General features: G+C 45.8%; 25 protein-coding genes. 9 read left to right on the top strand and 16 right to left on the bottom strand.

Annotated features, from left to right (window positions below):
• Window positions 1-632: 632 nt before the first annotated feature.
• Both BEL05_RS20955 and BEL05_RS17725 read right to left on the bottom strand, forming a co-directional pair.
• Window positions 633-842 carry a hypothetical protein gene (locus tag BEL05_RS20955; protein WP_139151912.1) on the bottom strand — a complete coding sequence of 70 codons (210 nt, stop codon included), beginning with the start codon at window positions 840-842 and terminating at the stop codon, window positions 633-635.
• A gap of 188 nt (window positions 843-1,030) precedes the next feature.
• A complete protein-coding gene (locus BEL05_RS17725; RefSeq protein WP_028762907.1) occupies window positions 1,031-1,411 on the bottom strand; it encodes a VOC family protein in 381 nt (126 codons plus the stop codon).
• Window positions 1,412-1,582: 171 nt separating this feature from the next.
• On the opposite strand from BEL05_RS17725, the gene BEL05_RS17720 reads away from it, so the two are divergent.
• Window positions 1,583-3,043: a DUF3300 domain-containing protein gene (locus tag BEL05_RS17720; protein ID WP_069671971.1), complete on the top strand. Its 1,461-nt coding sequence runs from the start codon at window positions 1,583-1,585 to the stop codon at window positions 3,041-3,043.
• A gap of 156 nt (window positions 3,044-3,199) precedes the next feature.
• On the opposite strand, the gene BEL05_RS17715 is transcribed toward BEL05_RS17720, so the two are convergent.
• From BEL05_RS17715 to BEL05_RS17705, 3 genes are all read right to left on the bottom strand, one after another.
• Window positions 3,200-3,943: a pseudouridine synthase gene (locus BEL05_RS17715; RefSeq protein ID WP_069671970.1), complete on the bottom strand. Its 744-nt coding sequence runs from the start codon at window positions 3,941-3,943 to the stop codon at window positions 3,200-3,202.
• A 69-nt stretch (window positions 3,944-4,012) separates the two neighbouring features.
• Window positions 4,013-4,516, bottom strand: a complete 504-nt coding sequence (locus BEL05_RS17710) for a YgjV family protein (RefSeq protein WP_028762906.1) — start codon at window positions 4,514-4,516, stop codon at window positions 4,013-4,015.
• Window positions 4,517-4,765: 249 nt separating this feature from the next.
• The gene (locus BEL05_RS17705) at window positions 4,766-5,350 is read right to left on the bottom strand and encodes a Crp/Fnr family transcriptional regulator (RefSeq protein ID WP_217629872.1); all 585 of its coding nucleotides are present in this window, start codon (window positions 5,348-5,350) and stop codon (window positions 4,766-4,768) included.
• A 159-nt stretch (window positions 5,351-5,509) separates the two neighbouring features.
• On the opposite strand from BEL05_RS17705, the gene BEL05_RS17700 reads away from it, so the two are divergent.
• Complete coding sequence (locus BEL05_RS17700) at window positions 5,510-5,860, top strand: putative quinol monooxygenase (protein WP_069671968.1); 351 nt, start codon at window positions 5,510-5,512, stop codon at window positions 5,858-5,860.
• Between the two features lie 96 nt (window positions 5,861-5,956).
• Here the strand turns inward: BEL05_RS17700 and BEL05_RS17695 are convergent, their stop codons facing one another.
• On the bottom strand, window positions 5,957-7,024 hold the full coding sequence (locus tag BEL05_RS17695; RefSeq protein WP_069671967.1) for a M43 family zinc metalloprotease: 1,068 nt from the start codon (window positions 7,022-7,024) through the stop codon (window positions 5,957-5,959).
• A gap of 521 nt (window positions 7,025-7,545) precedes the next feature.
• On the opposite strand from BEL05_RS17695, the gene BEL05_RS20815 reads away from it, so the two are divergent.
• Window positions 7,546-7,743, top strand: a complete 198-nt coding sequence (locus tag BEL05_RS20815) for a globin family protein (RefSeq protein WP_342671961.1) — start codon at window positions 7,546-7,548, stop codon at window positions 7,741-7,743.
• 85 nt (window positions 7,744-7,828) lie between these two features.
• Here the strand turns inward: BEL05_RS20815 and BEL05_RS17690 are convergent, their stop codons facing one another.
• Complete coding sequence (locus BEL05_RS17690; RefSeq protein WP_069671966.1) at window positions 7,829-8,611, bottom strand: hypothetical protein; 783 nt, start codon at window positions 8,609-8,611, stop codon at window positions 7,829-7,831.
• A 324-nt stretch (window positions 8,612-8,935) separates the two neighbouring features.
• On the opposite strand from BEL05_RS17690, the gene BEL05_RS17685 reads away from it, so the two are divergent.
• Window positions 8,936-10,885 (top strand): tetratricopeptide repeat protein, encoded by a 1,950-nt coding sequence (locus BEL05_RS17685; RefSeq protein WP_069671965.1) that lies wholly within the window; start codon window positions 8,936-8,938, stop codon window positions 10,883-10,885.
• A 60-nt stretch (window positions 10,886-10,945) separates the two neighbouring features.
• Here the strand turns inward: BEL05_RS17685 and nqrF are convergent, their stop codons facing one another.
• The 7 genes from nqrF to BEL05_RS20810 all read right to left on the bottom strand — a co-directional run bounded on the left by nqrF (window position 10,946) and on the right by BEL05_RS20810 (window position 18,092).
• Window positions 10,946-12,163: an NADH:ubiquinone reductase (Na(+)-transporting) subunit F gene (gene nqrF, locus BEL05_RS17680; RefSeq protein ID WP_069671964.1), complete on the bottom strand. Its 1,218-nt coding sequence runs from the start codon at window positions 12,161-12,163 to the stop codon at window positions 10,946-10,948.
• Window positions 12,164-12,214: 51 nt separating this feature from the next.
• Window positions 12,215-12,823, bottom strand: coding sequence for an NADH:ubiquinone reductase (Na(+)-transporting) subunit E (gene nqrE / locus BEL05_RS17675; protein ID WP_028762899.1), 609 nt, complete (start codon window positions 12,821-12,823; stop codon window positions 12,215-12,217).
• A 9-nt stretch (window positions 12,824-12,832) separates the two neighbouring features.
• The gene (locus BEL05_RS17670; protein WP_028762898.1) at window positions 12,833-13,456 is read right to left on the bottom strand and encodes an NADH:ubiquinone reductase (Na(+)-transporting) subunit D; all 624 of its coding nucleotides are present in this window, start codon (window positions 13,454-13,456) and stop codon (window positions 12,833-12,835) included.
• Between the two features lies 1 nt (window position 13,457).
• The gene (locus tag BEL05_RS17665; protein WP_028762897.1) at window positions 13,458-14,228 is read right to left on the bottom strand and encodes a Na(+)-translocating NADH-quinone reductase subunit C; all 771 of its coding nucleotides are present in this window, start codon (window positions 14,226-14,228) and stop codon (window positions 13,458-13,460) included.
• Window positions 14,229-14,342: 114 nt separating this feature from the next.
• On the bottom strand, window positions 14,343-15,557 hold the full coding sequence (locus BEL05_RS17660; RefSeq protein WP_028762896.1) for an NADH:ubiquinone reductase (Na(+)-transporting) subunit B: 1,215 nt from the start codon (window positions 15,555-15,557) through the stop codon (window positions 14,343-14,345).
• Window positions 15,557-16,918: a Na(+)-translocating NADH-quinone reductase subunit A gene (locus BEL05_RS17655; protein WP_069671988.1), complete on the bottom strand. Its 1,362-nt coding sequence runs from the start codon at window positions 16,916-16,918 to the stop codon at window positions 15,557-15,559. Before BEL05_RS17655 ends, BEL05_RS17660 begins: the two co-directional genes overlap by 1 nt.
• Before the next feature lie 382 nt (window positions 16,919-17,300).
• Window positions 17,301-18,092: a DUF3465 domain-containing protein gene (locus BEL05_RS20810; RefSeq protein ID WP_028762894.1), complete on the bottom strand. Its 792-nt coding sequence runs from the start codon at window positions 18,090-18,092 to the stop codon at window positions 17,301-17,303.
• Window positions 18,093-18,320: 228 nt separating this feature from the next.
• On the opposite strand from BEL05_RS20810, the gene BEL05_RS17645 reads away from it, so the two are divergent.
• Window positions 18,321-19,610, top strand: coding sequence for an O-acetylhomoserine aminocarboxypropyltransferase/cysteine synthase family protein (locus tag BEL05_RS17645; RefSeq protein WP_069671963.1), 1,290 nt, complete (start codon window positions 18,321-18,323; stop codon window positions 19,608-19,610).
• 152 nt (window positions 19,611-19,762) lie between these two features.
• Window positions 19,763-20,941 carry an HD domain-containing phosphohydrolase gene (locus BEL05_RS17640; RefSeq protein WP_245687018.1) on the top strand — a complete coding sequence of 393 codons (1,179 nt, stop codon included), beginning with the start codon at window positions 19,763-19,765 and terminating at the stop codon, window positions 20,939-20,941.
• A 13-nt stretch (window positions 20,942-20,954) separates the two neighbouring features.
• On the opposite strand, the gene BEL05_RS17635 is transcribed toward BEL05_RS17640, so the two are convergent.
• The gene (locus BEL05_RS17635) at window positions 20,955-21,677 is read right to left on the bottom strand and encodes a DUF599 domain-containing protein (RefSeq protein ID WP_028762891.1); all 723 of its coding nucleotides are present in this window, start codon (window positions 21,675-21,677) and stop codon (window positions 20,955-20,957) included.
• Between the two features lie 247 nt (window positions 21,678-21,924).
• Between BEL05_RS17635 and BEL05_RS17630 the strand changes: the two genes are divergently transcribed.
• The 3 genes from BEL05_RS17630 (at window position 21,925) to rsmS (ending at window position 24,644) form a co-directional block, all read left to right on the top strand.
• On the top strand, window positions 21,925-23,508 hold the full coding sequence (locus tag BEL05_RS17630) for a S41 family peptidase (RefSeq protein WP_069671961.1): 1,584 nt from the start codon (window positions 21,925-21,927) through the stop codon (window positions 23,506-23,508).
• A gap of 5 nt (window positions 23,509-23,513) precedes the next feature.
• Window positions 23,514-23,909: a hypothetical protein gene (locus BEL05_RS17625; protein WP_028762889.1), complete on the top strand. Its 396-nt coding sequence runs from the start codon at window positions 23,514-23,516 to the stop codon at window positions 23,907-23,909.
• A gap of 552 nt (window positions 23,910-24,461) precedes the next feature.
• On the top strand, window positions 24,462-24,644 hold the full coding sequence (rsmS, locus tag BEL05_RS17620) for a pleiotropic regulatory protein RsmS (protein ID WP_037428052.1): 183 nt from the start codon (window positions 24,462-24,464) through the stop codon (window positions 24,642-24,644).
• 123 nt (window positions 24,645-24,767) lie between these two features.
• Here rsmS and BEL05_RS17615 read toward each other — a convergent pair whose 3' ends face one another.
• Window positions 24,768-26,591, bottom strand: a complete 1,824-nt coding sequence (locus tag BEL05_RS17615) for a S8 family serine peptidase (protein WP_069671960.1) — start codon at window positions 26,589-26,591, stop codon at window positions 24,768-24,770.
• Between the last annotated feature and the right edge of the window lie 73 nt (window positions 26,592-26,664).

Raw genomic sequence — 26,664 nt, 5'->3', positions numbered from 1 at the left:
AATGAACTTATCAGCATTTTGCTAAATATACCATCTGGAAAAACGCGCATGCGCGTTTTCCAAACCTATTATCTACTTAACAAATAGTATAAGTGATTAATTCTAATGCCATTTATTAAAATCAACATGAGAAAACGCGCACGAATACAGGATAAAAATCGTTCAACATTCTTGTGATTTGAATATGACTGTATAGTTATCCAGTTTTTGGTTGGGGAGTAGTGAATTACATCTCGCTGGTGTCGCGATGAAAATTGCCATGCCAGAATGTCCGTTAGGTACTGATCCACCGACAACGTGTTAACTGATTTTGGGGTAAAACCTTCTTAGATTTTAATTCTCAAGTCACACCAAATACCGTCAAATCGAAGAGAGAAAATAACCCAGTGTAAGCGCGGTTTTGGCCTTCGAAATCATGGATGATTTCGCAGAGCCCACAAGGATGTGCTCGTGGCGAGCCAAAAGAGCGCTTGCACATTCCTCGCCGGACAGGCGTTAAGTAACAGCAAAGGTGTGACCTTCTAAAACACCCAACAAATAAGATGCAGCCAAACGCTACTTAAGCTAAATGAAAAAATACCAAACCTTCATTCCAAGGCCACCAAACTTTGGGGCAAAAGCACGTTAGCTTTTTACTCGCCACTCACACCAAATGCAGCCAAATCGGAGAAAGTGAGATACCAAGTGTGAACGCGGCTGCGGCCTTTGCCAGCATGGATGCTGGCGTAGAGCCCACAGGGATGTGCTTGCGGCGTGTCGCAGAAGTGTTCGCACATTCGCTCACCGCAGGTGATAAGTAGCCATGAAGGTTCGACCTTCAAACTCACTGAACTAATACCCACTAGAGCAGTCCCTAAAAATCAAAATGTCATCGTTTTTCATTCCAAGACCACCCAACTTTGGGGCAAAAAACCTGTTAACTTTTTATCAACAAAAAGCGGATTAGCTTGTGATTGCTCACTTAACCAGCGTTCAGGTTACCTAGTCACAACGCTAATCCGCCTCAACATAAACGAGTCATTAACCGACACTAAGCTACTCTATGAAGTGCACAAATTTTATTTCCTGAAGGATCTCTTAGATAAGCCAAATACAACTGACCTACCGCTCCTTCTCTAAGGCCTGGAGGCTGTTCACAAGCAGTACCACCATTTGCCAAGCCAGCAGCATGCCAAGCATCGACTAAATCGGTATCTTTTGCATTGAAGCCCATAGTGCTTCCATTTCCGTGAGTCGCGGGTTCGCCATCAATAGGTTTTGTTAACGCAAACACCCCACTTGCAGAAAAATAAAAACAGCGACCTTTCTCATCAAAAACACCAGCGTCATAACCTAGCGCACCGAGTATCGCATCATAAAATAGTTTTGATTTTTCAATATCATTAGCACCGAGCATTACATGGCTAAACATTACATCTCCTTATGAAATTATTCATTGTGCTAGCCACACTAATGGATTTCAGATCTATCAACAATCTAATTTTTCGTAAAAAATCAAACACACTAATGCTTTCAGCTTATGTTCATCTTCACTCATCTACTATCGAGGTAAATCAAATGAGAGTGAAGAATTGGAGACGATATGAACAGTATCAAACAAGGAACTTTAATCCTGCTTATCGCCCTATCGCAGCTAGTACTGGCACCTTCAGTATTTGCACTGGATGATCCAGTAGATCGTATCGACGAGATACAGTTTAGTGAGGCTCAGCTCGCACAGGTATTGGCACCTATTGCACTTTACCCTGATAGCCTACTGACGCACATACTGATCGCCTCGACCTACCCTTTAGAGGTGGTACAAGCCAACCGCTGGCGCAATAAATATCAAGCCCTCGAAGCTGAAGCCGCGGTTAAACGCGCCGAAGATAAGGGCTGGGACCCGAGCATTCTAGCGCTATTGGCCTTCCCCACGGTACTTGAAAAACTCAGTGACGATTTAGATTGGACACAGAAATTAGGTGATGCCTTCTTACAAGATGAAGCGCGTGTACTGGCCAGTATTCAAACCCTGCGTCAGCAAGCTGATAACGCCAACACCTTTGATGATATGGATAATATGAAGGTGACTAAGGTGAATCAGCAGATCATCATAGAACCGGTTCAAAAAGAGATTGTTTACGTACCTGTGTATGATACACGTGTGGTTTATGGTCATTGGCGCTGGTATAACTATCCACCAGTGTATTGGGTCTACCCACCGCGATATCCTGTGCACTACCCTAGCCATTACTCAAGCCGCTTTTATTGGCATAGTGGTATTCACATCAGCTTTAACTATTACTTCAGTGCGTTCCATTGGCACAAACGCCATATCGTGGTCACTCACCACCATAGCGCTAATCGCTATCGCTCACATAAACGTATTGTGACCAGCAGTGGCGCACAGCGTTGGAACCATAAACCGGCTCATCGCCGCGGTGTGGCTTATCGCTCAACCAGCGTAAAACAGCGCTATCACAGCCATAGACCCTCAACACTACAAACTAAGCAATTAAGAAGTGTTGAGCGTCACGGAAACAGTGCTAAACCTAAGCACTACAGCACAGCACAAGTAAAACAAAACCGTGAGCAAAGATTCAGCCAAAAACTGGCTAAGGCACAGCACAGTAATATTAATAACAGTCAGCATAAAAGTGTTAAGCAAGGTGCTAAAGAGAGCCGCCAACAGCGGAATAACAATCACCAGCGAGATATGAGGCACCAGCCAGATAAGAGCCATCAGCAGTATAAAAGTACTCAGCGAGAGAGGAGCCAGCAGCAATACAAAAGTACTCAGCGAGAGAGGAGCCAGCAGCAATACAAAAGTACTCAGCGAGAGAGGAGCCAGCAGCCATACAAAAGTACTCAGCGAGAGAAGATCCAGCAGCCAGAAAGGAGCAAGCAGAAGAGTAAAAATACTCAGCAATCGCGTCAACGAGCTTCTGATCAGAAAAAAGATTATCGTCAACAGCAAGCCAAAAGCCAGCAGCGCAGCCAATCGGCACAGGCTCGCTCACCACAGCGCAGCCAACCCTCTCGCACTAAACAGCGCGATCATTAAGGCTGAAGCTTGCCATAAAAAATCGGCTCAAACCAATGTTTGAGCCGATGTTCATTATTGATACACAGTGATAGTCAACGACGCCAGTGAGTATGCCAAGCTCAAGCCATCTGACTCTGATTATCTAACTCACAGATCATCTAACTCACAGGTTATCTAAATCTGGCCATCTAGCTCACTTAACGGAGAAAAGCCAAAGCCTGTCACCTCATCATCGCTCAAGTAGCGCCACGCACCGCTGGCCACATCGCACTGAATATTACCAACTCGCTCTCGGTGTAACGCCTTGACTCGGTTACCCACGGTGGCAAACATCCGCTTGACCTGATGATAACGCCCCTCACCAATCGTCAGTAACACTTCGTGGGCACTGACATAAACCAGCTTAGCCGGCAAGGTAGGCTTTGTCTCACCGGGTAACTGTAACCCCTGTTCAAACCTAGCCACCAGCTGGCGATCAATCTCACCTTTGCGCTCACCTTCTATGCTATTTCTCAATCTTACTCGGTACACTTTTTGGCAATGATACTTGGGGTTAAATACATTAAACGACCATCGGCCATCATCGGTGATTAGCACCAATCCAGTGGTGTCGGCATCCAGCCTGCCAGCGATATGCAGTTCATGAGGATTTGGCACATCAATTAAATTAAAGATGGAGGGGTAATCACCGTCAACATTAGAGCAGAGCGTATCCATTGGCTTATTGAGCAGTAGATAACGAAACGGCCTCAATACCAGTAACCGACCACCTAACTCAATACAATTACTTTCGTGCACCTGCATGCCTGCATCAAATGCAACCTTACCATTAACGGTTAACTCTCCTGCTGTAATCGCCAATAGCGCCTGCTGACGATTAAGCGCGGTACTCTTGCACACAAATTTGTCTAATCGCATTGAATCTGCCACTCAGCCTTGGGTGATTAAGCTCTGCATTATGAGTATTGTTGGTCTGATATCCAAGCATTAATCTAGCGCTAACCGTGTGCCATAAAACCGGTAATAGCCCACCAAGTTACTAGCAATAAACAGTAACTCCATCAGTACAGCTGTTGGTGATCCAACGAGAGTATTGTTGAGTAACCAAAGGCTAGTACCTATGATCATTAGCTGGCGTAAACGTTGATCGCTTTGGCTAAATGCCGCGACGGTTTGCGTGGCACTGCCAGCAAAACTAATCAGGCTAAGTGGGCCTGCAAAGGTCACTAAAGTCACAAAGCTACTAATGGCCAAGAATAGTGACATCAGCAACTTTGAATGGCTAAAAATAGTGACAACATAGCGTATCGCTGCCACCAGCATTAAACCTGCAGCGGTCCATTGCTGCAGCAGAGCAAAGTGGCTACTAATGAGCACACCCGACACAGCTAGACACGCGACAATATGGCGCTTTTGTTTAAACTGAAATGACACTAGGTCAAAGATAATTGCAATGCCTATAAGCCATTGCGATACCATAAATTCTGACATAAACCACCTGTTGAAAACATCGCCCTAACTCAGTTGAGACAATGGTAAAAGAAGTGGTCAAAGTATGATTATTACACCAAGTCTAAGCATTAACTTAAGTTAATAACGACAGGCTACGCTCGGTTTTAACGGTAAATAGTTCAACGGTAACGATTGAGATGAAGTTGAGTGATAAAACATCGCCGCTGATGGCAAACCGCCCGCCAATATTGGTTACAGAACAAAGACAATAACGGTGAGGCGTATTAGCTAGCAGACGGCGACATTAGATTCGCCAGCAAGCCGCGCTTTTAGTCGAGACAAGCTCACAGGGCTAATCCCGATATAATAAGCCAGTTGCTGATTATTCAATCTATCAAGCCATATCGGCCTATGTTCAAGCAAGTGGAGATAGCACTGCTCAGGCGTATGCAGTAACAAAAAGGCTTCTTTTTGCTCTTTGTAGATCAGTTGTTGACTCAGTAAGCTGATTTTAACCTTGTGCAAACGGGGATCATCAAGCAGCGCTAATGGCAGCCTGACAACATTGGCTTCTTGCATCACCTCAATCTGATACTGCGCAAGCTCGCCTGTTAACCAACTGCCATATAAAAAGCACAACTCCTGTTCAAAATAATACTCCTTGACCAAGGGGGCACCTTTGTCATTGTAATGACAGGCCTTAAGCAACCCAGCACTAATAAAATAGGCAAACTCTTGGCGACGCCCTTGATGTAACAGTACCTCGTCAGCAACCAGTCGCAGCGGCTTCGCCTGCCCTGTAACCGTTGCCATTAAGCTATCGTCTAGCCCGTTCTGTTTTAGATAGCGCTTAAAATCCTCTAATTGACACACTAACGTCATTCCTTAGGCCCTTGAGGGAATCGCTGCATTAAAGTTTGAACTCTATCATTGCTTGTATCGATGACCAATATATCCACCCTAGAGCGCTGACCCATCTTGGTTTACACTCTTGGCTTACAATCTCGCTTTTACCAAAGAAAAGGCCATGCTATGTCATCACGTGTTTTTGTTATTGCTCAATTTCGTCCCAAAGCAGGTAAAGAAGCGCAACTGTTTGAAGTACTTAAAGCTTTAGAGCCCGACGCACTGCGAGAGCAGGGTTGCATTCAGTACATTTTGACCCGTCAAATAGACCACCCAAGTGCCACACGTACCGACTACCCAATCGTGTTTAATGAGATCTGGAATGACGGTGAAAGTTGGGCGGCCCATGGACGCCGTAAACAGATACAGCACTTTTTTGACACCCAAGTTGCTGCCGCTGACGGCTTAGTTGACGATGCGATTGTTACCGCTTATACAGACGAGGGTTATGACTACGACGCTCCCATTTTTCTTTAAAGGCGCCCGCTTAAGATAAAAAAACGCAGCCATTGGCTGCGTTTTTTATTAGACCACCGATTAAACCATCAGCATGGCCGATGTGGGACTAAAGGTTTAGTTAGCGACACCCGTTGCCGCTAAGTTGGATGCAGACCAAAGCGTCACTCGCGCCCCACTATTGAGACCGTTCTGCATACGATCAACTTGATCTTGGGTAAAGTTGGCATATTGATCTGAGTAGGCCATAAAGTTCTGCCAATTAATGGTCTGTCCCATACAGTTGAGAATACCACCGTCACCAGGGTTCATTTGCCAGCTATTTTGCTGTGGCGTATCACAGTTCTCATCACCCGTTATCGCACAGCGACGTTCAAAGCCACGCTTACAGCCTCCTTCGAAGGTATGAATTAGATCGAGGAAATGACCAAACTCATGGGTCAGCACAGAACGAAAGTTTTCATCAGTATTGGTACCAAGGTAGGCCCCATTATATGCCACGCGCGCCAAGCCTTCATCAGACATGCCTGAGTCAGGGTACCAAGCGACACCTGAGTTATTGGTTACACCATCGGCATAGAGATCATTTTGGATATACACGTTCATGTACTTGTAGTTATCCCAATGATCGCGTTTTACATCAGAGCTAGAATAGTTACCTGCCCCTGACGATTCGGGATGGTAAATAATACCTGAGGTTGGGTTACCATTTGGATCTATGCTGGCTAAGCGGAACTCAATATTAAGTGCGTCTTTTACGTTTTCAAACTCAGGGTCAATATCGGCAAAGTCCGCAGTACGGCCTTGGAAATCTTCATTCGTCTTGTTCAGTGCGTCAATGATCACGGCATCGTTAACCGTATCACCATTTTGTACCGTACCATAAACGTGGAAAACCACAGGAATGATAAAAGTTGGATTGTCAGTAATGGCTAACGCATCTGGCGTTGTGCCATCTGATACCAGGTCACCACTACCAGGCTTAGCTTGGGCTTGATTAGCATTTTTGAGCATAGCATGACGCGCTTTGGCTTCGGTCAGTGCAGCGGGGAAATTACGATAATGCTGAGCATTGGTCTCTGCGGCTTTACAATGGTTAGCAGCAAATTCAGGCTGCTTCGCCTCAACTGCGCCAGAGGTCGCCATGAGTGCGGCTAAGATCGAAAGGCTTAGTTTACTTATCATATTATTTATCTCTCTAATTATTCGTTTCAGGGTACGTGGGCGGTTAATCGCCCTCCTGCGATCTCACCCTTTTTGAATAACAACATTACCAACCCGATAAAGTATTCTTTATACAATATACCCAGCTTTGAGATGATGTAAACCCAAAATGTAAACAGAATGTAAATTGTGAGTTGGCGATAATAATTGAATCACAGCTAAAACAACGCGTGGTCAATGCCGTATTGCTGCTTTTTAAGATTAGGGGGTTGGCCGATAACGATTTTAATTCCTTTAATCAACAAAGAATTACCCGCTTACAAATCCTTTGACGGCCCACCTCTGTTCAAGCACTGACTCCACGATTAAATAAGCTGTAGACACTACACTTAATGAGTCAAACAGATACAGCGTGAACAACAGCAGGAGATAAGATAATGACTAGCCTTTATGAACGCCTAGGCGGCGAGCCCAACCGTTGCAAGCCGTTATATTGATTCAGACCCAAGCCAAGTCGTCAGGCGCGCACTGAATTTGTTTGCATAGCAACGGGTGGACCGCTGGCGTACACAGGCAAAAACATGAGTGATACCCACAAAGGCATGAATATCAACCAGCGAGAGTATATGGGGGTGATTGATGATATTTTAGCAGTACTCGACAAACATGATGTCGGCCAACAGGAGCAGGAACTCTTAATGGCAGCCCACTCATTAAGAAGTGAGATCTTAGGTAAATAGCTTCGCAAAAAACAGCTTAATATTTAGCGCGTCCATTATGGCAGTGCGCGGCTCGCTCCCCAATAAGGGCCATTGCACATCATGGTTAATAGCCAGTCTGCTGACCCGCCCTCGCCCGTAATAATTTAAACTTATGGAACCCCAAACCACTGAGCCTAGCTATATCAAAATCTATCATTCCCTGCATCTCGCGCGCTTTGAGATCTTGCGAACACTTAAACTCCCCACCCTCACCTTTGTTAAACTTGGAGATTGATTTGTAGCAGATCTTAGCTGGGCAAGTATATGCGCACCCGGCATTCGCAAACAGGCGTATTCTATCTTTTTGCTTAAGATGAGTGAGTAACTCGTCATCATCATTGAGTACCATGGGCAATACCACGGTGTCGTAGAGAGCCAATGCTTCTTCAATCTGCACCGCTTTAGTCAGATTCTTAATCACACTGGCCTCGATATCGTAGTCGGGAAACTCCTGTTTTATCCAGTATGCTAAATCATCATTGGTACAGATGATGGAGTTTCGGCTATGGTGATATTTCGCTAATAGGGCACGGTTGTCATCAAACTCAGCCTTGGTGACAAAATGATTAGTCAGCGGAATACGTAAACCTAATCCATTGTCGCGCAGTTGCCCTACATCTCGGTCGGACAGCTGACGCATCAGATAAAACCGCCCCCCGTAAAGGGACGACCGCTCCACAAAACCAAATACACTCTCGACTTGTTTAAGTGGCACTGAACCAAAGTTTTGCCTGAGAAACTTCATCACTGATTGATGGTCGGGCTTACCTCGCACGGAAATCGTGTAGGTATTTAATGGTGGCTGGCACTGCGCCGCAAGATTAACTTGGCTAATGGGTAGAGTCATAATGGTCGCTGTTAGTTTTGTTTTTAACCTTTAAGTAACAATCCACTATAAAGCGCACGCTTTCTAAGCTCCATGACATGGATCAAGCATAAGTGGTCATAACAAATGAAAGACAAAAATTAAACATTGCTTTGATAGGTAAGTATTTATTATTTAAGACCAAAACGATATGATTGGAAAGTTTTACAACTATGTTAAAGGAATAGTATGTATCGCCCGATCCCACTGCTCGTATGCATAAGCCTTTTGGTCGCTTGTACATCTACAAACGAAAATAAAACTTCTCATATTGATCTAAACACACCGTCAACAGAACGACTTGCTATGACAAGTCAAGAAAAGCTATTGCTAGCGGAAGATTACTACAACAATAACATGCCACAGCAAGCACTCGAACTATATCAACAAGCAGCTAATGAAGGACATCCTAGAGCCCAAAGTGAGCTCGGGCTGATATATGATGTAGGCGCGCTGGGTACCACTGAGAATAATGAACTCGCTTTCCAATGGTATCAACGCGCAGCTAAGCAAAATGATCCTCAAGCTTTCGTAAATCTCGCGGCTTTCTATCGAGAAGGTGAATTCGTCGAACAAAATCTCGACCAAGCAATCGACTACTATCGACAAGCAATAGCGCAAGACTATTCCATGGCAGCGTGTGAACTCGGTTTTATCTATTTAGATGAGCCAAGCCATAAAGATCTTACACAAGCCAAACAGACATTTTTACGCGGTGCAAATGAACAGCAAGCTTCCTGTTATTTAGGCTTAGCTTATCTCTATGATTTCGAACTGCAACAAAATGAACAGGCATTTAAATGGTACAAACTCGCTGCAGAGGGTGGTGAACCAGGAGCGCAATATAATCTCGCCAATATGTACTTAGAAGGCAGAGGCACAAACATTGACATTAAGTTAGGTCATCATTATCTAGACTTAGCTGCTGAACAAGCGTACCTCCCTGCAATCAGCTATTTAGCAAGTATGTATGACTTCGGGTGGAATGTCCCTGTAAATAAAGGGTTTGCTATAGAACTCTACCATCAAGCAGCAACGCTAGGTGATGCTGATGCCCAAGTCAATTTAGGTACTTTTTACGAATCTGGTGAATATATTAACCAGAACATTGAGACTGCCCTACAACTTTATACTTTGGCGGCCAAGCAAGGAAATGCGCTAGCTATTAATAATATTGCCTCAATCTTTTTTTATGGCGAGCAAGTCAAAAAAGACACGAAAACGGGGTTAGCACTCTTTTATAAAGCGGCATCGCTTAACAACCCAAATGCAATGAATAACTTAGGTATAATCTATCGAGATGGCAACGCAGTAGAGCAAGACCATGAAAAGGCTTTGACCTTTTTCACGCAAGCAGCCGACTTAGGTTATGAAAAAGCATATCGAAGCGTTGGCAGAGCCTACCATTTAGGGATAGGTACAGAAAAAGATGACCAAGCAGCACTCCCTTACCTATTAAAAGCAGACAATTCGAGCTCCCGCTCAGCACACTATCTAGGGGAGATCTACTTTAAAAGCCCAGTCATCGAGCATGACATTGATAAAGCCATTAGCTATTTCGAGAAAGCTTATGCTCAAGGAGAAGGAGATTCAGCAGCTTACTTAGGTCTTATTTATGAGTCAGGCAGTAAACCTCACCACAATATCGCGCTGGCAATAGATTGGTACAACAAGGCTATCGAAAAAAATAATGGGTTTGCCTATAGCCGTTTAGCTAAGCTCTATCTCACCGGCAATGGTGTCCCCAAAAACATTGAGCATGGTTTAAGCTTATATCGAAAGTTCTCTCTAATTCGAAACCAAAATGCTGACCAGATGATTGGAAACTTATACTTTTTTGGCAATTACGTGACACAAGATTACCAAAAAGCCCGTCACTACTTTGAGATAGCCATCGAGAAAAAAAGTTCTATTGCAGCAAACAATTTGGGTGAAATGTATCGTTTAGGCACAGGTGTAGAGCAAGATATTCAACAAGCGATTGGACGCTATATCTCAGCAGCAAACTGGGGGTCAACGACTGCGATGCTAAACCTGAGTGAAATATATTTAAACGGTGAAGGCGTGCCTGTCGATGATGTTAAAGGATTAGAGTGGTTGAAAAATGCGGCCGAAAACAATGACAGTGAAGCACAATTTATACTGGGTAAACGGTTACTCTCAACTGAAAACCGAACGCTCGGCGAGAGCTGGATAAACAAAAGTGCAAAAGCCGGTAATGAAAACGCCTTAAAATATCAAAGTACAAACCTTTAGATACAAAAACGCAGCCATTGGCTGCGTTTTTTCATTGAGCTAGATGTGACTCAATTGAGTCTAATCACCAAAGTCATCGAGTAAGATATTCTCTTGCTCAACACCTAGGCTTTCAAGCATGCTGATCACTGAAGAGTTCATGATTGGAGGGCCACACATGTAGAACTCACAATCCTCTGGCGCTTTATGATTCTTCAAGTAGTTCTCATAAAGCACATTATGAATAAAGCCTGTGTAGCCATCCCAATTATCTTCTGGGAGCGGATCTGACAGGGCAACATGCCATTCAAAATTGTCATTCTCTGCAGCTAGGGTATCGAAATCCTCTTTATAGAAGATCTCACGGCGAGAACGTGCACCGTACCAGAAGGTCATCTTACGTTTAGTCTGCTCACCCTTTAGCTGATTAAAGATATGTGAGCGCATCGGTGCCATACCAGCACCACCACCAACAAACACCATTTCAGCATTGGTTTCTTTGACGAAGAACTCACCAAATGGACCTGAGATAGTCACCTTATCACCCGCTTTAAGGTTAAAGATATACGAGGACATTTTACCAGGTGGTAGACCTTCTGATGGCGGCGTAGCGATACGCACGTTCAGCATGATGAGGCCTTTCTCGTCTGGATAGTTTGCCATTGAGTAAGCACGCAGTACATCTTCATCGCAGGTTGAGACTAAATCAAACAACTGATACTTTTCCCAGTCATCACGATACTCAGCAGGAATATCGAAATTACTGTATTTCACCTCATGAGCAGGTGCTTCAATCTGAATATAACCACCGGCCTTAAACTTAACATCTTCGCCTTCTGGTAGTTTTAAGAGTAACTCTTTAATGAAGGTAGCTTGGTTATCGTTAGAGATCACCTCACATTGCCACTTCTTCACGCCAAAGATCTCCTCTTCAATCTCAAGCTCCATGTCAGTTTTAACCGCCACTTGGCAGGCTAAACGACAGCCCTCTTTAGCCTCTTTTTTAGTGATATGGTCAAGCTCTGTCGGCAGGATATCTCCCCCACCAGATTTAACTGTCACGCGGCACTGACCGCAAGTACCGCCACCACCACATGCCGATGGAATAAAGATATTTTTACCTGCAAGTGCGCCCAGTAGCTTATCGCCAGCGCCAGTGGTAATGCTTTTTTCTGCATCATCGTTGATGCCGATAGTGACATCGCCACTGATCACCAACTTGCTTTTGGCGAGTAGTATCACCATAACCAGCACACACACCACTATGGTGAACATGCCTATGCCTATTGCCATTTCCATCTAATAACCCTTTTCTTTAATGCATCTGAATTAAGTTGGAAAACACACCACTTAAAACGAAATCCCAGAGAAAGACATAAAGCCTAACGCCATCAAGCCCGTAGTTATAAAGGTGATACCTACGCCTTGCAGCCCTGCCGGAATCGCATGAAACTTCATTCGCTCACGCAGACCCGCCAGCATCACAATTGCCATTGCCCAACCTAAACCAGAACCCGCAGCAAAAACGGTTGACTCGGCTAAGGTATAGTCACGGTTTGCCATGAAAATTACCCCTGCAAAAATCGCGCAGTTCACGGTTAACAGTGGCAAGAAGATACCTAGGCTTTGGTAGAGGCTCGGAATGTACTTATCTAAAAACATTTCCAAAATCTGTACCAAGGCAGCAATCACTCCAATAAAGGTGATCAACTGTAGATAGCTCAGATCCAGTTCAGGGTAGCCAGCCCAGGCAAGCGCCCCAGGCGCTAACACGTTGGCATAGATCAACTGGTTTAACGGTACCGCTAACATCATCACCACGATAACGGCGATACCTAGACCAAATGAGGTTGATACCTTTTTCGATACCGCAAGGAAGGTACACATCCCCATAAAGAAGGAGAGCGCCATGTTGTCGATAAAGACAGCTTGAACAAAAAGATTAATATAGTGTTCCATATCCGTTCCTTACCCTCGCTTACGCTGAATGACGTTGATGGCCCAAATCATCAAACCAATCAAGAAGAAAGCGCTCGGTGGCAACTTAAACATCTCGTTAGCCAAATACCAGCCGCCATTTTCAATCGTGGCAAAAATCTCATGGCCAAACAGGGTGCCGCTACCAAGTAGTTCTCGGACAAAAGCCACCCCTAATAAGATCACGCCATACCCCATTGCATTACCCAATGCATCGACCACAGCTAGGTGCGGCGGCATCTTCATGGCATACGCTTCGGCGCGGCCCATGATGATACAGTTGGTGATAATCAACCCAACAAAAACCGATAGCTGACGCGATAGCTCATAGGCCACGTCTTGCAAAATCATGTCGACGATAATCACCAATGAGGCGATAACCGTCATCTGCGCAATAATCCGCACGCTGTTAGGGATAAAGTTACGAATAGTAGAGATGATCAGGTTTGAGAACACCAATACAAACGTCACGGCTAATGTCATCACCAATGCTGTTTGCATTGAGTTACTGACTGCTAGCGCCGAACAGACACCCAGTACCTGCATCGCAACAGGGTTGTTAGCAAAAATAGGACTGGTCAAAATATCCCGAGTCGCTGTCATACTTTTACTCATCTTAAACCTCCGACGCTTTTAGCTTGTGTAGGAAGGTTTCAAAACCTTCGCTGCCAAACCAGAACTGCACCGCACGCTGTACGCCGCGTCCTGTCATGGTTGCACCGCTCACCGCGTCCACCCCGTGAACATCGCCTGCTTTCGCGCCGCCTTTAACCACTTTGAATGAGACTTTACCTTTCTCATCAAATAGCTGCTTACCTTTAAACTTGTCAGTCCATTCGGTATCGTTAAGGAAATCGCCAATACCAGGGGTTTCACCATGCTCATAAAACACCACATTTTCGATGGTATTAAAGTCAGGCTTCACCGCCACATAACCATAAATCATCGACCATAAGCCTTTTCCGTAAATAGGCAGTACCACGGCATGGAGCTGGCCATTGTCGTCAAACACCTTAAATGCACGCGCCTTGTCAGCACGACTACGAATTTTCGCAGTATCTTTTTTCGGCTTGCTTGATGTCTCTGGATTAATCGCCGCCATGCGGTCATCAAAGTCGAGCACGTTGGCTTCGGTATCAACCACACCAGTGTCCAGCTCAACTAACAATGGTGTGACTGACTTTTCAAAAATCTGACGAAAATCTTTGTCACCACTGATGTCGACATCTGCGGCCATCAAGACGTAACGTTTTAATTCATCACGTTTTTTCGCCAGCTTACGTTCTTTAAGTACCTCTGCTGTCCCGGTGATCATGAAAGAACAAGACAAGCAAAGGATAATAGTGAAGATCATGGTCCCCACAACGGTATCTTTCTTAAATGCCATTACGATTTATTCTCCGTATTGACGCGCTCAGAGCGGCTAGAAAGGCGAAACAAAAAGGATGCGAATATTGATGACCACAAGTTTGCGGTTTGCACCCTAAGCATATGTTCTGATTTATAAGGCATTACGTTTTAGCCTCCGCTTCATGTTGCTGCGTGCAACCACGTAGTCAAACAGCGGTGCCCAAAGGTTGGCAAATAGGATGGCAAGCATTATGCCTTCTGGCATTTTCAGGTTAAGTACCCGAATCAGCACTGTCATAAAGCCGATCATGATGCCGTAAATAAACTTACCTTTGCGGGTATAAGCTGTAGTAACCGGGTCTGTTGCCATAAACATCATACCCAGCGCAAAACCGCCCGTGACTAGGTGCCACGTCCAAGGCATGGCAAACATCTCATTTTTTGCCGAGCCAATCAGATTAAACATCACAGCGGTCAAAATCATACCGAGCATGACACCCGCAACAATGCGCCAATCTGCTAAACGCGTCAGAATCAGCATCAGGCCACCCAGTAAAATGGCAAGCGTACTGGTTTCTGCCATCGTGCCTACGGTGAAACCAAAGAAAGCATTCCACCAAGTTGGGTCACTAAACGCCTGGTACCAGCTATAGTCAGCAAAGCTCAAGTTACCTGCTGCAGCTTGCGTTAACGTTGTTGCGCCAGCAAATCCGTCAACCGCCACAAACTGAGATAATGCGGCCACTTCTGTTGGGTAAGCAAAATAGATAAAGGCATAACCAGCCAGTGCAGGGTTGAGGAAGTTATACCCCATACCACCAAACACCTCTTTGGCCATGATCACCCCAAAGGTGATACCTAATGCCACAATCCAAAGCGGCGTCGACACAGGTAAAATCAGGGTAAACAGCAATGCGGTAACAAAGAAGCCCTCATGGAGTTCTTGGCGGCGCACTTTTGCAAACACCACTTCCCAGAACAGACTCACCACCAGCGCGGTAAAATAGATAGGAAGGTAAAAACTTAAGCCGTAGCCAAACAAACCAATCAAACCTGATTGCTCTGTTAATCCACCCGTTAAGCCGTTAAAGACAAACAGCTGCCATACATCTGGCGTGCTAAGCCCAGAAGTCAACGCCACTTGTGCTTGTACGCCTAAATTGTAGATACCAAATAAAATAGCTGGCAGCAGGCATAAGCCGACCAAGGTCATGGTGCGCTTTACATCAATTGCGTCGCGTACATGCACCTTCCCCTTGGTGCTGCGGCCATGCAAATAGAGTAGTGAACGGAAGAAGCTGCGCATCGACTGACCATGTGCATAGTAGTCAGATTGAACGTCAGGCTTTTTATCTTGCTTACTCATTAACCTTCCCTCTCAATAATATCTAGGCAGATACGTAGTTCTTGTCCGTAGTCATATTTACCAGGAGAAACAAACGTACATAACGCCAAATCTTCTTCATCTAACTCTAATGCGCCAAGCAGTTGCGCCTCATCGGTATCTCTTACCACAAGGTCACGCATCAATAGCATAGGTAAGATATCGAGCGGCATGACACGGTCTAGTTGACCAAATGCGATCATCGCGCGTACCGAACCGCCAGCATGAGTAGTTAAATTAAATAATCGCTTGGTACCGCGAAAACGCGATGTCACCGCACGTGTAATAGAGAATTTATTGGACCCACCACGCACCCACGACAGGAACTGATGCTGAGAGTCTTCTTCTAACACAGAGATCTGCTGATGGAAGCGACCAAGGTAATCATGGGGGCCAGTGGCAGTATGACCCGCTAATATTGAACCCGATACCACACGGTTATCACCCGGTTTCACTTCACCTTCGACAATACCGCAAAGCTGAGCACCAAGCTGTGTTCTTAACAAACGAGGATTTACGGTGGTAGGCCCACCGAGAGCGACAACACGGTCAGTATAAAGCTCACCAGTCTGGAAAAGTTTACCGTAGGCGATAACATCCTGATAGTTAAGGTGCCACACTGGGCGTTCTAAACTAGCAGGTTGAATAAAGTGAATATGAGTACCCACTAAGCCTGCTGGATGAACCCCTGCAAAACGATGGCTTTTCACCTGCGTAATATCGCTACCAGGCAGTGCGTCACCCGCATCATGACACAGATGGATTTTGCCTTCGGTGAGATGAGATAAGACTTGCAGACCCGCCGCAAACGCATCAGGTTGCTCGGCAATAATAATCCGAGGATCTGCCGCCAGTGGATTACTGTCCATGGCATTAACAAAAATGGCTGCTGGTTGCGTGTTTAACTCAGGTACACGAGAGAAAGGACGCGTCCGTAATGCAGTCCACAGACCGCTGTTGACTAAGTTCTCTTGTACCGACTCACGATTAAGTTGGGTGAAATCATTATAAGCATCAAATAAAATCTGCTCGTCACCCGCCACCGCAATCACAACCGACTGCAAAACACGACGTTCACCACGGTTGATTTCGACAATTTCACCACTGGCTGGTGCAGTAAATTGCACACCAGGGGTTTTCTTATCTTCGAAAAGTGTTTGCCCTTTGACGACTTTGTCACCAACCTCCACTAATAAGGTGGGCTTTAGGCCAACATACTCTTCGCCAAGCAGCGCTACTTTGGCTGGGCTAGGAGCAATATCAATAACTTGCCTAGGCTCACCGGCGATGGGCACATCAAGGCCCTTCTTAATCGTTTTAATCTTGTCTGAGAAATCTGCCATCACAAACATCAACCGTTAAAAATTGGGGATGGTTAATAGTAATAGATTATTAACTAAAATACCGATATTAAGGTCACATTCCGACACCGCATTGTAACTAAGCAACGTTTTTTTCCGCTGCAATGTGATATTGATCACTCCAAAATAATTAATACTGTTAACAATGTAGTTTTATAACAATAAAAAATGTAAAGCTCGGCCAGCTTAATTAGGTTTTAGTTAAGTGATACTATAGCGAACATAAGAAACTTTGATGACAAGTTGGATAGAATGCTGAACAAGGGTAAGGTCGAGCCGCTGTAGACGAGTCGTCGAGCATTAACGCCAAACAAAAAAGGACTCAATAGATAACCTAGATTGAGCCCTAGCCAAGCTTTACTCACTACTGATAAATACGACCATTATGTTTAAGCCAGCCACCTTGATGGCGTCCATTCGGATCGAGATGTGTCCAATGCAGCACACCTCCGCGGTTGTTCCACTCATATTGACCCGCAAAGCTCACCTGATCGCCCACATTTAAACTATCGATACGTGGCGCCAAATCGATATTGTGCGCGACTAGCAGGGTCTGGCCGCTCGACAAACGCAAGATAAACTTTTGGTGACGACTACCGTCATTGTCATCGGCTAACAGCTTGCTTACCCGGCCTTGGCTTTGCACCATCACACCACTTTGTTGCAGCTCAAACGCACGAGCAATAACCCTATCAGCGTTAGTCTCAACATCCACTTGCCTTGTATCGGGTAAGGCGCTGCTAGTCGTTTGGCTGGGCTCTCCTGCCCCCAACCAAAAACCTTGATATAACTGACTACCGAGTGCGAGCAATAACATCATTATCACGATACGCAGCATGATCCCCATCAAGGGAGAGTCAGCTTTACGCTTACGCTTTATCGGCCGCTTGGGGGGAACATTATGGTGAGCCACTTGCTTGACTGTCACTCCATCGATACGGGCATTTACTGCGGCACGCTTACCATTGGCTTGGGTTTCAATTTGAAAAAAGAGCCTATCGCCAACTTGCGGACGCCGACTCATATGACGCAAAGTCTGCGCGTGGATAAAGAGCTCCTGAGACGAGGTTGTATCACCGCCCTCCACGGCAATAAAGCCATAGCCTTTATCATCTTTCCAGCGTACTAATGTTCCTTTACAAATTGGGCTTATCATTGTCTATCCAGTGATGAGGTTTATTAACTACTGGCTCACGATATCACAAAGATATACAAGCTGTTAGCGCTACATCTTTCAGTTACCACAACAACATTCACCGCCTAATAATCAAACCATAACCTTAAGCATAACGAGTCTATCATCATATAGTAGAAAAACACTTAGACATCTAGATGGCCAGATGTTATGGTCAGATTTTACTCAATGGTTAGGAATGGAATAACAATGAAACTTGAATCATTAGCACTGCATCATGGATATGAATCTGAAGCGACCACCAAGGCCGCTGCCGTCCCGATTTACCAAACCACCTCCTATACCTTTGATGATACACAGCACGGTGCAGACCTTTTCGATCTAAAAGTCGCGGGCAATATCTATACCCGTATTATGAACCCCACCACCCATGTATTAGAGCAACGTCTCGCAGCGATTGAGGGCGGTATCGGTGCGCTGGCGGTGGCTTCTGGCATGGCTGCTATCACCTATGCGATTCAGGCGCTGACTCAAGTAGGCGATAACATTGTTAGCACCAGTCAGCTATATGGCGGCACTTACAACCTCTTTGCTCACACCTTACCCCGCCAAGGTGTCGACGTGCGGATGGCGGCCTTTGATGACTTCGCAGGTCTCGAAGCCTTGATTGACGACAAGACCAAAGCGCTGTTTTGTGAATCCATTGGTAACCCTGCGGGCAATATTGTCGATATTCAGCGCCTCGCTGAAATTGCCCATAAACATGGCGTTCCCCTTATGGTCGATAATACGGTAGCAACCCCGGTATTGTGCCGCCCCTTTGAACATGGCGCCGACATCGTTATCCACTCATTGACTAAATATATTGGTGGTCATGGCACGACTATAGGTGGTGCAATAATCGATTCAGGCAAGTTTGACTGGGCGGCTCAATCTAAACGCTTTGCCCTACTCAATGAGCCAGATGCCTCCTATCATGGCGTTGTTTATACAGAAGCCTTTGGACCAGCGGCCTTTATTGGTCGGTGCCGCGTGGTACCGCTGCGCAACACCGGCGCGGCGCTGGCACCACAAAGTGCTTTTCTACTGCTGCAAGGGTTAGAAACCTTGGCTTTAAGAATGGAGCGCCATTGCAGCAATGCCCTAGCGCTGGCACAATACCTTGAACAACACCCCAATGTCAGCTGGGTCAATTATGGCGCATTAGCCAACAGCCCCTATCAAGACAACTGTCATAAAATCACTGGCGGTAAAGCCAGTGGCATCATCAGTTTTGGAATCAAAGCCAACTCTAGCGATGAAGCAAAAGAAGCTGGCGGGCGCTTTATCGATGCACTGCAAATGATTTTACGCTTAGTGAACATTGGTGATGCTAAATCACTGGCTTGCCACCCTGCTACAACCACTCATCGACAGCTAGATGCCAAGGAGTTAGCTAAAGCTGGCGTATCAGAAGATCTAGTTCGTATTTCTGTGGGGATTGAACATATCGACGATATTATTGCGGATGTGGCCCAAGCGTTGAATAAAGCGATATAAAATGAGGTAACCGCTTTAGCATAGATAGAAGCACTTTAATCACGCCAAGTGGTGTAACACCACTTGGCGTTTATTGATGTCGGTCATGATGCCTTAACTAATTAATCTGCCTTCCCCCCACTTTTGCAATCCCAACCTATACTTGAATAAACATGAGTAAAGCCGCAGTCAAAGCAACAGCTGAGTGTCAATGGAGCGACCTAATGTATGCAAAACCTATGGATCTGAACGATCACCCCTCAGTGATGAGCAAACTGGTATTTTTGCACGTGACGACACAGGAAAAGTTTGCCGATATTTCACGTATTGCGGTTGCACTGTATGACAAAAACACAGACAAGATTAAAACCTTTATCTACAGCGGAAAACCATCGCCTTTAAATCACTACGAGGCAAAACTCAGTGACTGTTACTCACTGAGAAACATAGCAACGTCTCACAACGGTCGTATCGAACAGGATTTACGCGTTTTTAACGGCAGTAAGCACCAACATGCACAGCTTATTTACCAAGCAGGTTATCGCAGCAGCTATACCTTACCGATACGTTATGGCGATGAACTGATTGGGTTCATCTTTTTTAATGCAGAAAGAGAAGGCGTGTTTGACAGTGCATGTATTCAGCACTTAAACCTTATTGGTAATCTCGTTGCCCTGTTGATCATTAACGAGCTATCCGACATAACAACCTTAGCGTCAACCATGAAAACCGCCATTGATGTGACCCATTTTCGTGACCCAGAAACCGCCGAACACCTTGCCAGAATGGCGCACTATTCTCGCCTTATCTGTTTAAACGTCGCTGACCGTCATCAGCTAAATGACAATTTTGTCGAACACCTCTTTCTGTTTGCACCTTTACATGACATTGGAAAAATTACCGTCTCCGACAACATTCTCTTTAAGCAAGGGCCTTTAAATAAAGTTGAGCGTAAAGCGATGCAAGAGCATTGTGAGTCAGGCCTACACCTGATTGACAAAATGCTCGATAACTACCATTTGACGAATTTAGATCATGTGCAAATCTTGCGTAATGTAGTGGTATATCATCATGAAACCTTGGATGGTAAAGGCTACCCAAAAGGCTTGTTGGATAAACAGATCCCTATTGAAGCCAAAATCGTTGCCGTTGCCGACATTTTTGACGCACTCACAAGCGAAAGACCCTATAAGAGTGCTTGGAGCAACGATGTCGCATTTGCCGAACTAAGAAAACTGGCAGGCACAAAGCTTGATACCGATTGCGTTACGGCATTGATCGACGGCGCAGATGAGATATCGACAATACAACAAACCTTTCAACAACTGCCATCTGCAGCAAGTCCCTACTGACACATAGCCAGTTTTAATTCTTACTTAACTTCTGCCGTTCTTCATTGAGTAATTGCATCCCTGCCGTAATGGCCATCACAGCTTTAGATTTAAATTCACGGCGATACAAGGTGTATACCACGACCAAGCTGGCCACGATAAACAGTAGTGGATGGAAAAACCAACACAGCACAGCCATCGCAAAATAGTAGGAGCGCAAACCATAATTATAGGAGTGAGCCGCTTGATCTTGCACCACGGCCATCTGATTGGCGTAATCCCTAAGGTGACTGTTAGTGCCACTTTTGTCGATAGGGGCTGCGCCTATCATCACATTTAAAAATCCATACTGGCGCATCGACCAAGTAAACTGAAAAAACGCCATCACAAAGATAAAGGTTAACAGACCGAGTTTTAGCTGAATCAACAGGTGCACAGGGGGCGCTGTCAGTGGAATGGAAGCGATCACCGCTTCGAGACGCTCAACTTGAGCAAATAGCGTTAACACACCCGCTAGCACCAGCATGGTGGTACTGGCAAAAAAGGTAATATTCCGCTCTAAGTTAGCCAGTAACGCCGCTTCTGCCACCCGTACTTCACGACCAATGAGTTGCTCCATCCAATGGATTCGGTGTTGATGCAAACACCTAGCAATACAATTGGTGGTTTTCGCCTTTTGCCGCGCAAAACGAGCATAGCCAACCCAACAACAAAAAAAGCACAACACAGCAGTAAGATCGAGCAGTGAATAACCCATAAGATAAAACGGTACTCCGCACCTAGTGACGCTGACTAAATAGCAATATGCCATTAAATCATAACCTGATCCGCTTGAGAACATCTGGGACAAGGGTTATATCCATAATTGCCTTAGAATATTTCATCATTAGTAAAGATCTTGCCTGACACAGCCCAAGTTAATGTTATACACTTGTTTTGGACGAAAAAAGCTCACTACTAGCACTTAAAAATAAAATTAAGAGTTTAATAATAAAGGATTATTTATGAAGTTACTCTCAACGACTCTGTTAACCACTGTCATCGCCTCAGGACTACTCCTTTGTGGATGTAGCGGTGGAGGCCCTGGCAGCGAAACCAATTCTGGCAATACAAGCGGCTCTATCGGCACTGGATCTGGCGGTAGCACCATAAAGTGGGTGGCAGGCGAGTTTACCCCTTACCCTCAATTGGCCAATCAATGCGATGCCGCTCTAAAAGAAAAGCTGTGGCTGCGCTCATGGAGCAATGACACTTACCTTTGGTACAGCGAAATACCCGACAGAGACCCAGCGCCCTACAGCGTTGGCGATTACTTCGATACCTTAAAAACTACTGAGCTTTCAGAGACAGGTAATGAGAAAGACAAGTTCCACTTCTCCATGTCAACAGCCGAGTGGGAACAACTTAATCAATCTGGTGCCTCGGTCAGTTACGGCCTTAACTTCCACCTGCAACAAGCCAGTGCCAGTGCTGACAGAAAGGTCACAGTCACCTACACAGAACCAAACTCTCCAGCGACCTCTGCCAATATTGCCCGTGGCGCAGTTATCGTCAGTATCAATGGTGTCAGCGTTAAAGATGCCAATGACACAGCCAGCATTAGCGTGCTTAACCAAGGCTTGTTCCCCAGCAGCAGTGGGCAACAAACCCGCTTCACGTTGTTGGACCTAGGCGCAAGCCAAACCCGTGATGTCACCCTGAGTGCGCAAACGGTAGTCTCAACCCCAGTGCAAAACGTCAATCTAATTGCTACCGACACAGGCACCGTCGGTTATATCCAGTTCAACTCACATATCGCCACTGCAGAGCGCGGTCTCGTTGACGCCATCAATAGCCTGCGCAGTAGCGGTGTTAACGACCTAGTACTTGATCTGCGTTACAACGGCGGTGGTCTTCTCGCTCTCGCCAGTCAGCTGGGCTACATGGTTGCTGGCGAACAAGCGACTCAAAACCGTATTTTTGAGCGCAGTAGTTTTAACAGTAAATACCCGACCACAGATCCCGTCACTGGTGCAGCACTCACACCTATGCCTTTTATTGACGAGAGTATTGGGTTTAACGCAGGTCTATTAGGCGCAGGACAGGCACTGCCATCGCTTAACCTTAATCGACTCTTCGTTCTAACCACAGATAACACCTGCTCGGCCAGTGAAGCGCTAATGAATAGTTTACGCGGCATCGATATTGAGGTGATCCAAATAGGCGGCACCACCTGTGGTAAGCCTTACGGTTTCTACCCAACCCCCAACTGCGGCACCACCTATTTCACTATTCAGTTTAAGGGTGAAAATGATAAAGGATTTGGCGACTACTCTGATGGCTTTATCCCTAGTACCAGTCCAACCTTGGCCAGCGAAATCCCAGGCTGTGACATGGCTGATGATTTTTCAAAGCCTTTAGGTGATAAAAACGAAGCCATGCTGTCAGCAGCGCTTTATTATCGCGACAATAATCGCTGCCCTGCTGTCAGTGCATCGATGGCCAAAAGCGCGCCTAAGCCGCAATTTATCGACCACGGCTTTACGCTAGAAGACACACGTATGCAGAATGTGTTACTCAATAACCGCATCTTAACCCAGGTGAAATAGTACTTATGATGACACTGCATCGAGTAAAGACACTGCTAAGCCTGACCCCATTACTGATAATGGGGTGTAGCCTGCAAGCCGACGATAGCCAGCAGTCTGCACCGTTACCGGCATTGGTCAGTGAACCGAGCGCAGCGAGTATTGCAGAGCTAGAAACGGCAATTGCAGACTTACTGAAGATGGATCGCGTAACCATTGCCGATGATGCGTTTACCCGCAGCAGCCGTCTCTCACTTGAACGCGCGCCCCATACAGACCCTAACGGCCAGTTGCTCATGGGGCGTAATTTTGAGCTACCACAAACGGTGCAGCTATGGATAAGTGATAAGACCTGCTTTATCGCCACTGCTGACAACCAGCGCAGCGCGCCGCTCGCCCATACCCAATGTGAGCAAGAGTAGTACACACTGGCACAGACTCATTTGGCGATGAGTCTGATGCCATCTAGCCGCCATGGCAGACTTCGCTGCCCACCAGGCTAACCACTCTGAGAGTTAACTGCACTGGGCTTCACTGGCCAGCTAAAGCTCAATTGATTTTGAACAAAAATAAGTTGACCTTCGAATGAAGGTGTTGGCATTTTTGTGGTTTAACATTTGGCTGTATTGGTTTTTATTTCGCTGACGGTAGCGTTGACTTTCATTGTTTTGAATTGCTTGCAGCAGGCCCACGTGCAAACACATTTGTGACACGCTACGAGCACTTCCATGTGAGCTCTACCTCGGCATCCATGCCTCAGAAGGTCACAACTGTGTTCGCACCGAGTTTTCTATCTCTTCGATTTGACCTTGCTGCTACCACTTGGGCAATCACAAGTTAAATCGTTTCTGGACAAAAACACGTTAGAGTATCGAGTCTCTGGCGAGTAATTTAGTGGCGATTCAAAGTGAGTAAGTCACTTGTTCATGCTGGTGAGCTGTGTAAAAATCGACGCGATAGAAATAGAGGACGATATGACACAGCAATCAGATAACAGCGAAACCGCGGATAGTGGTCTTAATCAAGCAAGCGATGAAGTTAAGTTAGCCGTTGATCTCATTTACCTGCTAGAAACCCACGGTATAGCCCCCGCCGTCGCACTGGCAGCATTAGAGATTGTTGAACGCGATCTACAATCGAAATTAAGCAAAGGCTGACGACGTACACTTTAACAGCTCCTAGGAACCGCGAGGTTCACACGCATAAGCATTAAAAAACGCAGCCTAGGCTGCGTTTTTTCATTTGCCACTCAACATAAGTGTGCGGCTAACCATATTGATTTAGAAGACAACAGTCACATCAGCAGTACAGGTCGAAGTCCCAGCATCACACGCTTTGTAAGTGTAAGTTCCGCCGCCTTTACCGCTAATGGTATCGGTATAGGTGGTGCTCGCTGAAGTCGTGGCAATCTTACTGCTGTTGCGGTAAACATCAACACTTGCACCCGCTGCGCCAGAGAAGGTTAAATCAACCATCTTCACACCTTTACTTTTATACCCATTAGCAGAAATAGAGAAATCACCACCGGTTCCACCGCCATTGTCGCCACCCGCACAACCATTGGCCGTTAGGTACGCATCAGCCGCAGCCGCCTGAACAATGCCGTAACCGAAGTAGACATCATTACCTGCTGCACCGCCATCAAGAGCGGTTGCTTTAAGCGCTTCACGGATCTCGCTACCTGTACATTCGTTATGGTTAGACCAAACTAAGGCTGCAATACCCGATACCGCTGGGGTTGCCATTGAAGTACCGCTCATAAAGCCATAATCAGATGCACCAATATCAATAGTCGCACTTGATGCTGCAAGCAGTGTTGCTTGATCTTCCTGCGCGGCGCCCACAGCTGGAATACTCGTTGCATTGGTATCGCCTAAGGTGCCATACAACATGCCTGGCTCATTATTAACTATGATAGCCCCGATACCGCCAGAGTTTTCACAGTTAGCCACTTTGTCATAGAAAGAGATAACGCCGCGATCGATTAAACACACATTGCCATTAGCACCAGCATCTGTGCCCTCGGCTGTGCCCATGTAATACAGAGTCCCACTTACCGTACCTGCGTTTTCCATAGCGCTGCTGGCAAAGTATGCCCCATCTGCAACTAAGCTCGATGAAGTCGCCATACCTGCTGGATAGGTCGATAACGTATCAACACCACCCGCTGTCACCTCAACACAGCTATACTCATCTGCTGTCGCACGCTTACCACGGCCTGAAGTACAAGATGGGAACTGTGAGAAGTCTGCAATGTTGTTGTTCGCATCGTTTGCACCAACCATCATGACTGATGGATAGCCTGCTGGGTAAGAGCGTACGTTGTTACCGTCGTTACCTGCTGCGGCAACCACTAAGCCACCCGCATCAACAAATGATTGAAATGCATTAGATTCAATAGAGTTTGAACCGCCGCCACCTAAACTCATGCTAATGATGTTAGCACCAGCAGCACTACATAAGTTTGTCGCATGGGCTAAATCAGACGAGTAACCCCAGCCTTCGGCATTGAATACTTTAATAATATGCATATCGACGCCAGGCGCCATACCCACAACACCAATATTGTTGTCAGCAGCGCCAATCGTACCCGCAACGTGAGTGCCGTGTGGACCACCGTTCTCGTTCCAGTTACCGGTACCCGAATCGTTGTCGCCAGTAATGTTATTCCATACAAAATCTTGGTTTGAAGCATCTAAGCCTGAATCGATCACACAAACTTTCATGCCTGCAGCGCTATTAAAGTTAACTTGATCAGCTTGTGATTGAAATACAGCGTAAGGTGTTATCTGATTGCTTGGGTCTGCATCTTTAGTATCGCTAAAGCCCATTAGATGACGACGCTGGTCAGCTTCGACTAGCTTAACGTGAGGATTGTTAAGTAAGCCCTTAACTGTTGCTAGGTCCTTACCACTAAAAGTTGCGGCGATAAACCCATTGCCATCAACATGAACTTGAGCACCTAATTTTTTGGCCAGTGCTTTAACCACACCTTTTTTGCCATTTTCAACCTGAATGACATAACGATCATCGTCAGCAAAAGCTTGTGTTGAGATGCCAACGCTTAACGCCATTACTGCACTTGCCAATTTGGTTAACTTCATAAAAGTCTCTCCATTATATTTTTTATGTTTAGAGTTATTTATTTTGATTTTCATCTGCAAATGCCACGATACA

Origin of the sequence: Shewanella colwelliana (assembly GCF_001735525.1) — a bacterium.
Taxonomy (GTDB): domain Bacteria; phylum Pseudomonadota; class Gammaproteobacteria; order Enterobacterales; family Shewanellaceae; genus Shewanella; species Shewanella colwelliana.
The sequence above is the reverse complement of the archived record's forward strand: the minus strand, read 5'-3'. Positions and strand labels throughout refer to the sequence as shown.